At 42.4% G+C, this 14,539-nt stretch carries 8 protein-coding genes; 3 read left to right on the top strand and 5 right to left on the bottom strand.

From position 1 onward, the window contains the following. Positions 1-13: 13 nt before the first annotated feature. A complete protein-coding gene (locus EJN84_RS07140) occupies positions 14-1,708 on the bottom strand; it encodes a glycogen/starch synthase (protein WP_129594772.1) in 1,695 nt (564 codons plus the stop codon). Positions 1,709-1,877: 169 nt separating this feature from the next. On the opposite strand from EJN84_RS07140, the gene mfd reads away from it, so the two are divergent. From mfd to EJN84_RS07155, 3 genes are all read left to right on the top strand, one after another. Continuing rightward, positions 1,878-5,246 (top strand): transcription-repair coupling factor, encoded by a 3,369-nt coding sequence (gene mfd, locus EJN84_RS07145; RefSeq protein WP_238943959.1) that lies wholly within the window; start codon positions 1,878-1,880, stop codon positions 5,244-5,246. 403 nt (positions 5,247-5,649) lie between these two features. After that, the gene (locus EJN84_RS07150; RefSeq protein ID WP_129594773.1) at positions 5,650-8,442 is read left to right on the top strand and encodes a TonB-dependent receptor; all 2,793 of its coding nucleotides are present in this window, start codon (positions 5,650-5,652) and stop codon (positions 8,440-8,442) included. A gap of 21 nt (positions 8,443-8,463) precedes the next feature. Next, positions 8,464-9,420 (top strand): metallophosphoesterase, encoded by a 957-nt coding sequence (locus EJN84_RS07155; protein ID WP_129594774.1) that lies wholly within the window; start codon positions 8,464-8,466, stop codon positions 9,418-9,420. A gap of 88 nt (positions 9,421-9,508) precedes the next feature. Here EJN84_RS07155 and cysK read toward each other — a convergent pair whose 3' ends face one another. The 4 genes from cysK to recA form a co-directional block, all read right to left on the bottom strand. After that, on the bottom strand, positions 9,509-10,417 hold the full coding sequence (gene cysK / locus EJN84_RS07160) for a cysteine synthase A (protein WP_129594775.1): 909 nt from the start codon (positions 10,415-10,417) through the stop codon (positions 9,509-9,511). Positions 10,418-10,431: 14 nt separating this feature from the next. Then, positions 10,432-11,253 (bottom strand): serine O-acetyltransferase EpsC, encoded by an 822-nt coding sequence (gene epsC, locus EJN84_RS07165; RefSeq protein WP_129594776.1) that lies wholly within the window; start codon positions 11,251-11,253, stop codon positions 10,432-10,434. A 193-nt stretch (positions 11,254-11,446) separates the two neighbouring features. Next, positions 11,447-13,435: a DUF4954 family protein gene (locus EJN84_RS07170; protein ID WP_129594777.1), complete on the bottom strand. Its 1,989-nt coding sequence runs from the start codon at positions 13,433-13,435 to the stop codon at positions 11,447-11,449. Between the two features lie 56 nt (positions 13,436-13,491). Further along, a complete protein-coding gene (recA, locus tag EJN84_RS07175) occupies positions 13,492-14,508 on the bottom strand; it encodes a recombinase RecA (RefSeq protein ID WP_129594778.1) in 1,017 nt (338 codons plus the stop codon). Positions 14,509-14,539: the final 31 nt, after the last annotated feature.

Genomic DNA, 14,539 nt, shown 5'->3' on the forward strand with positions numbered 1-14,539 from the left:
AAAAATAGCAATATTATTCGTTTCTTAGTTTATATGGTTTGGATAATCTTAGAAAAGAATTATGCAATGCTTTGCAATATGCTTCCTGATAATGACCAATAAAATGAGCCCAATCGGCCTTGTCGGAAAGTGAGTTGGCGGAATCGCACAACATTTTGATCTGTTCGACGCTTTTTAGCGAAAAATCGAAAATGATTTCTGCAATCTCCTGTGCCGCATCGACGTGATTGAAATCGTCTCGGAAAACCACGTCCACGCCGTCCGACAATCCCGGAACTTCACCCATTTTTTTTATCCATGTCCCAAAGCCTGCCAGTGTTGAAGTGATGGTGGGGACAGAAAAAGCCAGACTTTCGTGTGGAGTATAGCCCCACGGTTCGTAATACGAAGGGAAAACGGTAAGATCCATGCCGATAAGCAAGTCGTAGTAAGTCATATTGAAGATACCGTCGTCCCCATTAAGATAAGACGGAACGAAGATGGTTTTCACGCGTTCGTTTTCCGAATTGCAAAACCCCAATCGCCGGAGTTGGTTCATGATGCTGTCGTGTTCGGGCTCCATAAGTTCATGTGTGACATAAGGACAACTTTTTACGGCTGATTTTGAATGCACTTTACCCTCGTTTTTCATTTTTTCTATCAAGTCGGACTTTGGACCTTTAATCCAGGCCGGAACCATGATAAAAGCAATGACGTCTTTTGACAATTGGGGCATTTTCCGAAGGTTGTTGATGGCATCGATAAAAACATCAATCCCTTTGTTTTTGTATTCATATCGTCCGCTGGTGGCAATCAATAAGGCATCTTTGTGAATGGTGTGCCCCAGCAATGCTTCGGCAACTTCAATAAGTCTTTGACGGGCTTTTTTTCGTGCTTGTTTGTGAGCATTGCCTTTCGGAATAAAATCTTTTTCGAATCCGTTAGGTGTAACGATATCGGGGTGTCTTTGCAAAAGCTGCGTGCATTCCTGTGCTGTGATGTCGCTTACTGTGGTAAAGCAATCCACGTTTAGTGCGGTTTTTTTTTCAACCGAATGTTTTGCAACGACGTTTAGCTGCCGAGCCATTTGGTCGCCATTATACCCTTTCAGATGATTGTAGAGCGGTAAATTATTGCCTGCAATCGATCTGCCAACCGTTGTGGCATGTGTAGTGAATATAGTGGCAATTTTGGGAACGTTTTTTTTCAGATAAAGAGCTCCCATACCCATTTGCCATTCGTTGAAATGGGCAATCACGTTTGATGACTCGAGCTTATGAAAATGATAAAAACTTTCTATCACAACACCAACGGAATAGGCAAACATGCTCGAATCATGATAGTCGCCATATCCGAATATCGAATCGACGCCAAAATCCATCCACATTTGGGCATAGATGTCATCTCTTTTTTCGAAAAACTTATCGAAATTGACCAAAAAAACAATCGGTTTGCCGGGGACATCCCAACGGCCGATTTTAATATCGAGATTTTGATTCCGCCCGGCAAAAATCGACCACTCCGAAAAAAGCTGTGAATCGGCAATAAACCACGGACTTTTTTGTTTCTTCCAAATATCGGGACCGATAAAAATTATGTGGTCTTTATATAAATTTTGAAGCGTTTTAGCTTTGGTTGAAAGAACGGTATAGATTCCGCCCACTTTATTACACACTTCCCAGCTCGATTCAAAGATGTAGTCAGGAGTGTGCTTTACATCTATTTGCATATAACTACAAACAATTTCGTTTTGCGGTACAAACATACAAAATAATAACGAATAATCAGTGTGTTCGTTCAATTTTCTATAATCAATTAGCAATCCGACATCGATTTATTGATTTGAATAATCGGTCTTGAATTGTAAAAAAAGAGCTAACTTTGCATTCGGAACAAATATGAATTCTTTGGAAATATTTCAACTTCAACAGCTCGTTGAAAAACATCCTAACATTGCTGCTGCAGCCGAATTACTGAAAAAATTGAAAGTCGTTTCAGTGCGCGGTTTGCACGGATCGTCGCGTGCTTTGTTTGCTATCGGTGCATTTCATAAAAATCCCCGAACAGCACTTTTCGTATTTAATGATCAAGAAACTGCCGCTTATTTTTATCATGATATCACACAGGTAATTGGTTCTGAAGATGTGCTTTTTTTCCCCTCGGCATACAAAAGAGCATCGAAATATGGTCAGATAGATTCGGCAAACGAGATTCTTCGGACGGAAACGATGAGCAGGTTGCAAAATTTGCATGAACCTGTCCTCCTGATCAGTTATCCGGACGCGTTGGCCGAAAAAGTCGTTTCGAGAGATACTCTCGCCAAAAATACCCTGAAACTCTCGGTGGGTGAACAAGTGGACAGTTCGTTTGTGAGTGAAGTTCTCGATTCGTTCGGATTCAATTTCGTCGATTACGTTTACGAACCCGGACAGTATGCCACTCGAGGCAGTATTCTCGATGTTTTTTCATATTCGAATGAATATCCTTTCCGCATCGATTTTTTTGGCGACGAAGTGGAAAGCATTCGAAGTTTTGATGTTGAATCGCAGCTTTCAAAAGAAAAACTGAATGAAATCCATATAGTTCCGGATTTTGGTAACGCTGAATCACGAACATCTTCTCTTTTCGATTTGCTCCCGGCTGACACCTTCATCGGACTGGAAGATATCCGATGGATCACAAGCCGCGTGGAATCGCTCAACAACGACGAACTGCATATCGATCCGAAAGATGCAGAATTTGTGAAGCCCATTTTGATTTCGAAAGATGAATTCGAGGTTGATATTTCAAAATTTCCCCAACTTCGGTTTGACAGTTCTTCGCTTGATTCCCCGGAAGCTGTTATTGAATTTAAAACGCTGCCGCAACCCCTTTATCACAAAAATTTTGATTTGCTGAGCGATTCACTTCACCGGTTCATCGACCAAGGTTATACCATTTACATCCTGAGCGACAGCGAAAAACAGCACAAGCGTCTTCAACACATTTTCGAAGACAGAAATGATCCCATTCCCTTCGTTGCCGTGAATAGGACACTGCACGAGGGCTTTAGCGACGAAACGCTCAGAATTTGCTGTTTTACCGATCATCAGATTTTTGATCGTTTTCACAAATACAGTCTGAAATCGGATCAAGCCCGTTCGGGCAAAATTGCATTATCGATAAAGGAACTCAATCAGTTACAACCCGGGGATTATGTAGTACATATCGATCACGGCATTGGAAAGTTTGCAGGATTGGTGCGTATGCGAATCGGAGATAAAGTGCAGGAAGTCATCAAACTGACTTATCAGAATAATGATGCGGTTTTTGTTTCGATTCATTCGCTGCACAAGATTTCGAAATACAAGGGACGCGAAGGCGAAATGCCCCAACTCAACAAACTCGGCTCGGGTGCGTGGGAGAGGGTAAAAGAGCGCACCAAAAGCAAGATAAAAGACATCGCTCGCGATTTGATCAAGCTTTATGCGCAACGTCAAAATGAAAAAGGATTTGCTTTTTCGAAAGACAGCTATTTGCAAACCGAACTCGAAGCTTCGTTCATGTACGAAGATACACCCGATCAGATAAAAGCTACCCGCGACGTTAAAGCCGACATGCAGAGCGATCGGCCAATGGATCGACTGATTTGTGGAGATGTAGGATTCGGAAAAACCGAAATTGCCGTCAGAGCGGCTTTCAAGGCGGCTGTCGATGGTAAACAGACAGCAATTTTAGTACCTACAACCGTTCTAGCAACGCAGCATTATCACACGTTTCGAGATCGATTGGCCGATTTCCCTGTGAAAGTCGATTATTTGAGCAGAGCGCGTTCGGTTAAGGAGCAGAAACAAATTCTCAACGATCTTGCCGAAGGCAAGATAGACATTATCATCGGCACGCATCGTTTGGTGGGAAAAGACGTGAAATTTAAAGATCTCGGACTTCTGATTATCGATGAGGAGCAGAAATTCGGCGTATCGACCAAAGAAAAATTAAAACAACTTCGAGTGAATGTGGATACCCTGACCATGACGGCCACGCCTATTCCTCGAACCTTACAGTTTTCGCTCATGGGTTCTCGCGATCTATCGATAATCAACACACCTCCGCCTAACCGCTATCCGATACAGACAGAGGTGCATACCTTCGATATCGAAATTATCAAAGATGCCATTAACTTCGAGATAAGTCGTAATGGTCAGGTTTTTATCGTAAACAACCGCATTCAAAATATCTACGAACTACAGGCTCTTATTCAGCGCGAAATTCCGGATGTTCGCATTGCCGTGGGGCATGGACAGATGGATCCCAAAAAACTTGAGCAGGTAATTTCCGATTTTGTCGATCAGGAATATGACGTTTTGATAGCAACGACCATCATCGAATCGGGAATCGATATGCCAAACGTAAATACCATTATCGTGATTGATGCTCAAAATTTCGGATTGAGCGATCTGCATCAGTTGCGCGGTCGTGTAGGGCGAAGCAATCGCAAGGCATTCTGCTATTTGCTTGCGCCTCCGCTTTACACGTTAAGCTCCGATGCACGACGACGATTGCAGGCTATCGAAAATTTTGCCGAACTTGGAAGCGGCATTCATATTGCCATGCAGGATCTCGATATTCGAGGTGCCGGAAATTTGTTGGGGGCGGAGCAAAGCGGTTTTATAGCCGATTTGGGTTATGAAACTTATCAAAAAATATTGGCGGAAGCCATGCAGGAGTTGCGAAAGGAAGAGTTCTCGGATTTGTATCGAGAACAGCAGGAAGAAAAGGCGCTTGAGGAGGATTTCGTGGAAGATGTGACCGTAGAAAGCGATTTGGAACTGATGTTCCCCGTAACCTATATTCCGAACGATGCCGAACGCGTGGCTATTTATCGTGAACTCGACAACATGGAAACCGAAACGCAGATACTGGACTTTACGACACGTCTCGAGGATCGCTTTGGAAAAATTCCTCCACAGGGAAAAGAATTGATTCGAATTGTCCGCCTTCGTCGTTTGGCGAAATCGTTAGGCATTGAAAAAATTATTCTCAAGAATAATCAAATGACTTTGAATCTGGTTTCCGATCCCGAATCTCCTTATTACAGATCGGCGGCTTTCGAACGGCTTTTGAACTATGTTCAATATCATCCGCGTGATTGCCAATTGCGAGAATCGGGCAAGAAACGTTCCGTAATCATCCGGAACATCCGGACTGTGGAAGCTGCTATTGCGGTTTTCGAAAAAATGGTAAAAATAGATGAAATGAATGAAAAAAACTTATCCATGTCCAGGTGATTTACGAATGATCATAGAACAATGCTAAAAAATATATAACCTGTAACTCGTACTCCGGTTTGAGATCGGTTATTCATCAATGGTGGTGCATAGATGACATGATATGTGCGGTTGATGGTAAGCAATCAATTCGTAATTTGTTTGCCGCTATCATATCTCGAAAAAGCTGAAAGCTGATAGTTGATATGCGACGATTCGTTTTTGAATTTATGAAAAAAATAGTCTCAAAGACTCCGAGTTGCAAAAAACTCAAAGTTCAAAACTGAAAATATGCTATGTGTTAATGAGCATTAGGTAAGTCTCTAATCCGATTACGCGTGCTTAACATTATCTTTACTTTATTGTAACCTTTCTGCAATATTAAATCTATTCCTTTGCATAAAATTTATAAAAATATAAACTTATGCAAAAAATAGTCGCTTTAGTTTTGTTGTTTATTGCAGTGGGTTTCCCTGCTTTCACTAAAGAAAATCCCGCCATTGAAGGGTTGGGATCGCTCACAGGGCGGGTTGTAGATGAAAAAGGTTATGTATTACCCGGCGCGACGGTCGTTATCGAAGGTACCGATATAGGAACTGTTTCGGATATAAACGGTTTTTTTCGTTTAAGCGGACTTAAAGACGGCGACTATCGGATACAAATTTCCTACATCGGTTATACTCCTATTGAAAGAACGATTACCATTTCCGGCAACCGAACTGTCTCCATGGATAATGTGGTGCTGAAAGAAGGGATTCTGATGCAGGAAATCGTAGTAACCGGCATGAATGCCCAGCATAAGGCTATGTCCCAACAAAAAAACAGTATCAACATTACGAACGTAATCTCGGCAGATCAAGTAGCTCGTTTTCCCGATTCAAACATAGGTGATGCATTGAAGCGTATTCCCGGTATCAGTGTGCAATATGATCAGGGTGAGGCTCGCTTTGCGCATATTCGCGGCACATCGCCCGACCTTAACGCGGTCACCATCGATGGGATTCGCGTCCCATCGACTGAGGCAGAGATGCGATCCGTGCAGTTAGACCTTATTCCCGCGGATATGATCCAAACTATCGAAGTAAACAAAGTAGTTACTCCCGATATGGATGCCGATGCGATTGGCGGATCCGTAAATTTGATCACGAAAAATCAACCTGCAACTCGTCGCATTACTTTCTTGGGTGGAAGTGGATGGAATATGATTTCCGAAAAACCCACCTGGAATCTCGGATTCAGCTATGGTGACAGATATCTGAAAGATAAACTGGGAATGATGATTGCTCTTTCTTATCAGGACAATCCGTTAGGATCGGACAATGCGGAATTTGAATGGGAAAAAGATGACAACAACACTGTTTATGTGAGCGATTATCAAATTCGGCAGTACTTTGTCGAAAGAGATCGTCAAAGTTATTCGTTATCATTGGATTATGTGTTTAATGCCGATCATAAAATCGAATTTCAAGGGATATATAACAGACGCCGCGACTGGGAAAATCGCTATCGATTCAAAATTACGGATATAGAACCGGCAGGGAGCAATTTCACCACGTATGAAATCAACCGTGAATTAAAGTTCGGAACCAACAATAACAAGTCTGCCAGACTGGAAGATCAGCGTGTTGAAAAATTTTCATTAAACGGAGATCACTTTTTCGACCGATTAAACCTGAAATGGAAACTAAATTATTCCAAAGCATCGGAAGAGCGTCCCAATGAACGGTATTTGTCTTACCGCATCAAAGACAAAGATGAGGAGGGTTTGTATTCGTTTAAAATGGACCTTTCGAATCCGAGAACGCCTTATGCCTCGATGTTTAATATCGATGAAAACGATTATGAAAATTTTATTTTTGACGAATTTACAGAATCCTATCAATATACGGAAGACCGCGATATTTCCGGCAAGATGGATTTTATGTTGCCCTTCAACGGCTCTGGCGAATGGAAGAACAGCATCCGTTTCGGTGGAAGCTACAAATCGAAAAAGAAAAGCAACAACGAAGATTTCTATGAATATTCTCCCGTGGATGAAGATGCCTTTGATGCCCTTGTCCGAGGCAATCTGAAAGATATGACACGCGACAATTTCCTTGCCGGCGACTATAAAACGGGAATGTTTCCCGATAAAGAAGTTTTCGGAAATATTCTTCTTTCGAATTCTCCCGATTATGAAGAAGAGAAAATCATCGAAAACGACTTTGCCGATTTCGATGCGACCGAAGATATCATTACCGGATACATCAGATATGACCAGCGTTTATATGATAAAGTGGATTTATTATTAGGCTTGCGGGTTGAACACACAGCTTCGAAGTATAATGCCAATACTTGGGTAATTGACGAAGAAGGTGATGAAAGCATACAACCCGTTGAAGGCAAAAACGATTCCTATACCAATTTTCTTCCATCCGTTATCGCCAAATGGGACGCAAGCGATAATTTCAAGGTCAAGGCAGCATGGACCAATACATTGGCTCGTCCGAAATATATCGATTTGACGCCAAGACAAATGATGAATTTCGAAGATGGAGAAATTGAAGTAGGCAACCCTGCATTAAAACCGACAAAGTCCATGAATTTCGATTTGATGTCGGAATATTACGTGGATGGCGGCTTGCTGTCGGCAGGAATTTTTTACAAAGATATCCGAAATTTTATTGTTGACGAAAGGCTGAGAGATAAAGAAATGAACGGAATGGTTTGGGACAGATATATTCGACCCATAAATGCGGGAGATGCCAATTTGTTTGGTTTTGAAATTTCGGCACAGCAAACCTTGACCTTTCTTCCCTCGTTTTTGCGTTATTTCAACATTTATACCAATTACACCTATAATTATTCCGATGTAAAAAATTTCAACTATGAAGGGCGTGAAAACGAAAAAATGCGTTTGCCCGGTACACCCGAGCATACGTTTAATGCTGCTTTAGGATACGATGATCGGAGATTTTCCGCTCGCCTTTCCTATAATTTTGCTTCTAATTTCATCGACGAACTGGGAGAGAGCGTATTTTACGATCGTTATTACGATGCGGTGAATTATCTCGATTTCAATGTAAACATAAAAGTCGGAAGATATGTAAACATTTATGCCAATGTGAACAATATTCTCAATCAACCGTTACGTTACTATCAAGGAAGCAAGGATTATACCATGCAGATGGAGTATTACAATTTTCGCTTCGATGCAGGTGCAAAATTTATTTTCTAATCAAGAAATGATTTAATCAATATGACAAAGAAAAATTTTTTTATTCTTTTTCTTTTCGCCGTCTTTACCAGTAGTATTTACGGACAAAACCATGCGGCGAACACTGAAATCGTATTTGAAAACGGGTATAATTTCTATATCGGTAACGATTTGGGCAGAAACGGATATTTCAAACAGAAAACCGTTGCCGAAGTCATGGGAAATATGGCCGACAGTCTCGATATAGAGTTTGTGGTTGCAGCCGGAGATATTCATCATTTTGGGGGTGTCAGGAGTACTGCCGATCCTTTATGGATGACCAATTATGAGCTGATCTATTCGCATCCTGATCTGATGATCGATTGGTATCCCATTCTGGGAAATCATGAATATAAAGGCAACACGCAAGCCGTAATCGATTATTCCGATATTTCGCGGCGTTGGGTGATGCCCGGACGATATTATACGAAAACAATCGCATCGGAGAATAACGGTGATGATTTTGCCACTGTGCAATTGTTCTTTATCGATACAACACCTTTGGTAGATGAGTATCACGAAGAACCGTCGGAATATCCTGATGTGCAGCTGCAAGATACCGTCAAACAGCTTAGCTGGCTTCGGGAAGAACTTTCCAAATCGAAAGCGGATTTTAAGATCGTAATTGGGCATCACCCAATTTACGTTTCGGAAAAGAAACGGTCGGATGAACCCAGTCTGATCCGCAAGCTCGATCCCATTCTCCGTAAATATAAGGTAAATATCTACATTGCAGGACATTCGCACACCTTTCAGCACTTAACAAAAAAAGATTCCCCTGTGAATTATGTGGTAAATGCGTCAGGTTCTTTAGGGCGGGAACCGATCAAAGGACCCGATACGAAATTTTGTTCGGGAGAGGAAGGATTTTCGGTTGTTTCCGTAGGCAAAGATGTTCTAAAAATGACCTTCATCAACTACAAAGGCATTCCGATTTATCAATTTGAAATAAAACTCTGAGAAACAGCTATTGCTGCCTCATTTTATACAAACAAAAACGATTTCCCAAGGCAGGGGAATCGTTTTTGTTTTGAGGACAGCACCCATTTCAGAACAATCCTTCCACCGAAAGGTACCGTTCGCCCGTATCGTAATTGAAAGTCAGAATGCGCTTGTTGCCATCCAGTTCCGATATTTTTTTGGCGACCGCTGCAAGTGAAGCGCCCGTAGATATACCGGCCAAAATACCTTCCGATTTTGCCAATCGTCGTGCATAATCAAAAGCCTCGTCTTTGGTAATCTTGATCACGCTGTTGAGTACTTCCACATCTAACGTCTCGGGAATAAATCCTGCACCGATGCCCTGAATGGCATGTGGTCCCGATCGTCCTTCGGTGATGATGGGTGAATCGACAGGCTCAACGCCGATGACCTGAATGGACGGAAATTTCTTTTTCAATTCGCGTCCAACGCCGGTGATGTGTCCGCCGGTACCGATGCCGGTGATTAGATAGTCCAGTCCATCGGGAAAATCTTTGATGATCTCCTGAGCCGTAGTGGAAGCGTGGATGGCCGGATTGGCCGGATTCTGGAATTGTTGAGGAATCCATGCACCGGCAATTTCTTTTTGCAACTCTTCGGCACGTTCAATGGCGCCTTTCATGCCTTTCTCACGAGGAGTAAGCACAAGTTCGGCACCATAAAGTGCAATAAGACGGCGCCTTTCGAGTGACATGGATTCGGGCATGACGATGATTACTTTATAGCCTTTAACGGCAGCAATCATTGCAAGTCCTACTCCGGTGTTTCCCGAGGTGGGTTCGATGATGGTTCCTCCGGGTTTCAGAATGCCTCTTTTTTCGGCATCATCTATCATCGCCATTGCGATACGATCCTTAATGCTTCCACCCGGATTCTGTTTCTCCAGTTTAATCCAAACTTCCTGTTTCGGAAACAGGTTTTTTAATCTCACGTGAGGGGTATTTCCAATTACCCCCAGAATGTTATCGAATTTCATACTTTTTTGGGTTTTTATATGACATAATTATCGGGTTCGATGAACCCTTTTACTGTTTTTACTTTTACATCGACTTTGTTATACACGAGCGAATAAGGAATCACACTGTGTGTGAGCCATGCGCCACCTCCAATCACCGAATCGTGCCCGATAACGGTTTCGCCACCCAAAATTGTGGCGTTGGAATAAATAATGACGTTATCTTCGACCGTTGGATGACGCTTGACGTCCGAAAGATTTTTTTCGAGATACAATGCCCCGAGCGTTACACCTTGGTATATTTTCACGTTGTTGCCGATTTTCGTGGTTTCGCCTACGACGATACCTGTGCCATGATCCATAAAAAAGTTCTTTCCAATTTCGGCGGCCGGATGAATATCGATGCCGACTTTGGCATGTGCAACTTCAGAAAACAGTCGCGGAATGAGAGGAACGCCAAGCGAATGGAGTTCGTGCGCTATTCTGTGCACCACAAGCGCGAAGAAACCCGGGTAGGTGATGATAACTTCTTCAAGCGATTTGGCTGCCGGATCGTTTTTTACGTAGCATTGTGCGTCTTTGAATAATCGATTGCGAAGGTTCGAAAAATTGCCAAAAAAATCTTCTACTACTTCATTCGCAAATGTTTCGTCGGTTAGTTTTGCGATATTCTCGAAGAGCGTATTGGCAGATACTTTTAGCTTTTCGCGTACTAAATTGTCGTCCAAACGTGTGCACAGAGGAAACATGGAATCGAATAAATCTATCAATGTTTGTTCGAGTTTACACTTGTCGATAGGCGTGTGCACGGCTTGAGGCTGAAACTTATCGATAAGTTCTAAAATGTTTTTGTTCATAAATGGGTGCTGTGGAATGAAATGGAAAATATCTGTTTAATTGTTCGAAATTGTGAAGAAAAACCTGACCGGTCTCTCATGTGAGTGATCAGCAACAACAATAACAACAGATATGTAAGAAGAATTGTTCCATTTCCGTCAAAAAGGGAGTACAAAGGTATGCGAAAAATCGAAATAACAAATAAAAATCCGATTATTTTACATTTTTTATTCGTTGAATCAGTTCGTCACCCAGTGCTTTTTTTTCTTCGATGTGCTTTAATGTGGTAAGCACAAACGGATTTTTGTCGAATGCGCCGCGAACGTATTCAAAATCCATCGCTTGATCTTCGATATTGCCATCGGCTCCAAATCCGGTTTTGAAGGAAAGAGAAAATTCTTTTTTTGCATCTTCATATATCAATTGATCAAGCTTGATGACACACTCTTTCCATTTTTCGACAATGTTTATTACATCTTTTGCAGAAATGGTCGTTTCATCGACATGGTAATATGATTTTATTTTATCCCAAGCCCATGTCCATTCGTAAGTGTAATATTGTTCGTGGAGTTGACGGAAAACGTCGTTTATTTCTTTTAGTTTTGTCAGTTCACCTTTTTCGATTTTGCAAAGCAACGCATCGATTTCCGTTTTGGGTGCGATTAGTCCTGAAACATCCACCCATTCGCCGAGTCCTTTGTCGGTATTGGGCTTCAATTGAGTACGAATCTCTTCGTTGGTTTTAAATTCTGTTTTTTCCAGTCGTTTAATCAGGGAGTTACCCAAAAATTTATGAATCACGATTTCGTAAAGCGACAATCCTCGTTTGAGAGCCGAATTTTTGATGATGCAACTTTGGTAGGTATAGATTTCGGAATTTTTCCCTGCCGTATCCTGCAATTCATTGAGTAAATCCACACCTGCAAACACTTTTTGAATGGTATAGGGACTAAGCAGATTGAAATTGATGTAATCGAGCCGGTTGGGATCTTTTCGTTTGTCGCGTTCAGGCCATTTTTTTGCATCGCGAATAGTTCCCACGCTACGCAAGTTCACTCCGGGAGCGATGTAGGTTGTATTGTCATTTTCAATTAGATACGAAAAAGGCAAATTGGAAGTGTCGGAATGTTTGTAGTGACGTCCCAAAATAAGCGAATAAGGGCCAACTTTGGCCGGCCAAAGAACATAGGAATCGCTCGTTGTTTTGGCTCCACGTTCGACGATACCTTGATGTATGGGACCCAACTTATACATGTGGTTGCTTTGGTTTGATCCTGAGCCTGCATTCATAAACGAAAACATCCCCGCGATGAGCAGCGTCGATTTGTGGTGAGTAACCGTATAAGGCCCTGCAAATAAAGCGCATGCCTCACCATTTTCGCCTTGGCAATTACTGAAAAACAATGAATCGGATGCCGAATATCCATGATCGAGATGACAGGCTTGACCCACAAAACATCTCGAAATATTGGTGCCTCCGTCTATTCTGGTTCCGGAAGAAATGATGAAATCTTCCGCAATAACGTTGCGGCCAATATGAACCGGCGCAGCTTCATTACTGTTGATACTCCCATTTTTCAGTTTCATGGCGCCGGTTATTTTGGTATAGGCCCCCATTCTTACGTTTTTGATGTACCCAACATTCACAATCATGCTTCCATAGCCGATTTCACCCATGTCCGAAGCATGTTTTTCGCTATAAAAATCGATAATGGATTTCATGCGTTCGATGAGTTGAGGGCGATGTCGATACAGCGAGTAAATATAGGCAAAATGAGCCGATAATTTATCGGTGATGTGCACCTCACGGCCTCCGGTTTCGTTGAGCACATTCACTTCCACGCCATTGCCGAATGTAGTTTTCCCTTCTACCAATATTACATCAACATTTTGTATAAAGCAATCGTCTCCGATAACATAATTGGCAATGTAATTTTGAATATTTTCGATGACGACATTATCGCCAATTCGGCAATTGTGAATTACGGCGCGATTGATACAGGCGTGTTTTTTTAAACCGGGCGTCAATTCGAATTCTTTTTCCAGCACCCCGAGTGTAATTTGTCCGGAGAATTGCGTATCGAAAATGTAATCGGGTTTGAATCCGTCTTTTACTTTAACCAACGACCAATCGGGATGAGAGCAATGATGCGTCTCCAACGTTTCAATTTCTTTCGGAGTAAGTTTCCGTAATTCGTTCATTGCAGGATGGTATTAAAAAAACGAGAAAGTCGCGAGACACTTCTCGTTTGAGAAAATTATTTTTTTTCTTTTAGAGCCTGAAAGATAAGTTTTTCGAGCTCATCGGCGAGTTCGGGATTATCTTTAACGGCTTGTTTTGCGCCTTCACGGCCTTGAGCCATTTTGGTGTCGCCATAACTGTACCACGAACCGCTTTTTTTGATAATACCAAGTTCGGCACCCAAATCCACAATTTCGCCTTCGCGCGAAATGCCCTCACCGTAGGTGATATCGAATTCCGCTTTTCGGAAAGGAGGCGCAACCTTGTTTTTCACCACTTTAACGCGGACTTGGTTGCCCGAAACTTCGTCACCGTCTTTGAGAGATCCGATTCGACGAATATCGAGTCGCACGGATGCATAAAATTTGAGCGCATTTCCACCGGTAGTGGTCTCAGGATTGCCAAACATTACACCAATCTTTTCACGCAATTGATTGATAAATATGCAGGTGGTGTTTGTTTTGCTAATGGTTGCAGTGAGCTTTCGCAGCGCTTGCGACATCAATCGTGCTTGAAGTCCCATTTTCTGATCGCCCATTTCCCCTTCGAGTTCGGCTTTTGGCACCAGTGCGGCAACCGAGTCAATGACAATAATATCGATAGCCGAAGATCGAATAAGTTGTTCCGCAATCTCGAGCGCTTGTTCGCCGCTATCCGGTTGCGAAATAAGCAGTTCGTCGATATTAACGCCCAGTTTTTCGGCATAGAATCGATCGAAAGCGTGCTCGGCATCGATAAAGGCGGCAACGCCTCCGGCTTTTTGTGCTTCGGCGATCGCATGAATGGCAAGTGTAGTTTTTCCGGAGGATTCGGGTCCATATATTTCGATGATTCTTCCTCGAGGATATCCGCCTACGCCTAACGCGGCATTCAGTCCAATGGAACCGGATGGGATGACTGCCACTTCTTCCACTTTTTCGTCACCCATTTTCATGATAGAACCCTTACCGTAAGTCTTTTCTATTTTGTCCATTGCGGCACGGAGTGCTTTTAGCTTTTCACTGTTGGGAGCATTTTCTTTTTCTTCAGCCATGTTTTATATTGTTTGTGTGTTATGTGTTTGT

Source organism: Seramator thermalis, assembly GCF_004138125.1.
Classification (GTDB): Bacteria; Bacteroidota; Bacteroidia; order Bacteroidales; family Dysgonomonadaceae; genus Seramator; species Seramator thermalis.

What these genes read in the sequence shown, in the direction of transcription:
- EJN84_RS07140 (WP_129594772.1), bottom strand. Translation starts at nt 1,708, where the DNA reads ATGCAAATAGATGTAAAGCACACTCCTGACTACATCTTTGAATCGAGC.
- mfd (WP_238943959.1), top strand. Translation starts at nt 1,878, where the DNA reads ATGAATTCTTTGGAAATATTTCAACTTCAACAGCTCGTTGAAAAACAT.
- EJN84_RS07150 (WP_129594773.1), top strand. Translation starts at nt 5,650, where the DNA reads ATGCAAAAAATAGTCGCTTTAGTTTTGTTGTTTATTGCAGTGGGTTTC.
- EJN84_RS07155 (WP_129594774.1), top strand. Translation starts at nt 8,464, where the DNA reads ATGACAAAGAAAAATTTTTTTATTCTTTTTCTTTTCGCCGTCTTTACC.
- cysK (WP_129594775.1), bottom strand. Translation starts at nt 10,417, where the DNA reads ATGAAATTCGATAACATTCTGGGGGTAATTGGAAATACCCCTCACGTG.
- epsC (WP_129594776.1), bottom strand. Translation starts at nt 11,253, where the DNA reads ATGAACAAAAACATTTTAGAACTTATCGATAAGTTTCAGCCTCAAGCC.
- EJN84_RS07170 (WP_129594777.1), bottom strand. Translation starts at nt 13,435, where the DNA reads ATGAACGAATTACGGAAACTTACTCCGAAAGAAATTGAAACGTTGGAG.
- recA (WP_129594778.1), bottom strand. Translation starts at nt 14,508, where the DNA reads ATGGCTGAAGAAAAAGAAAATGCTCCCAACAGTGAAAAGCTAAAAGCA.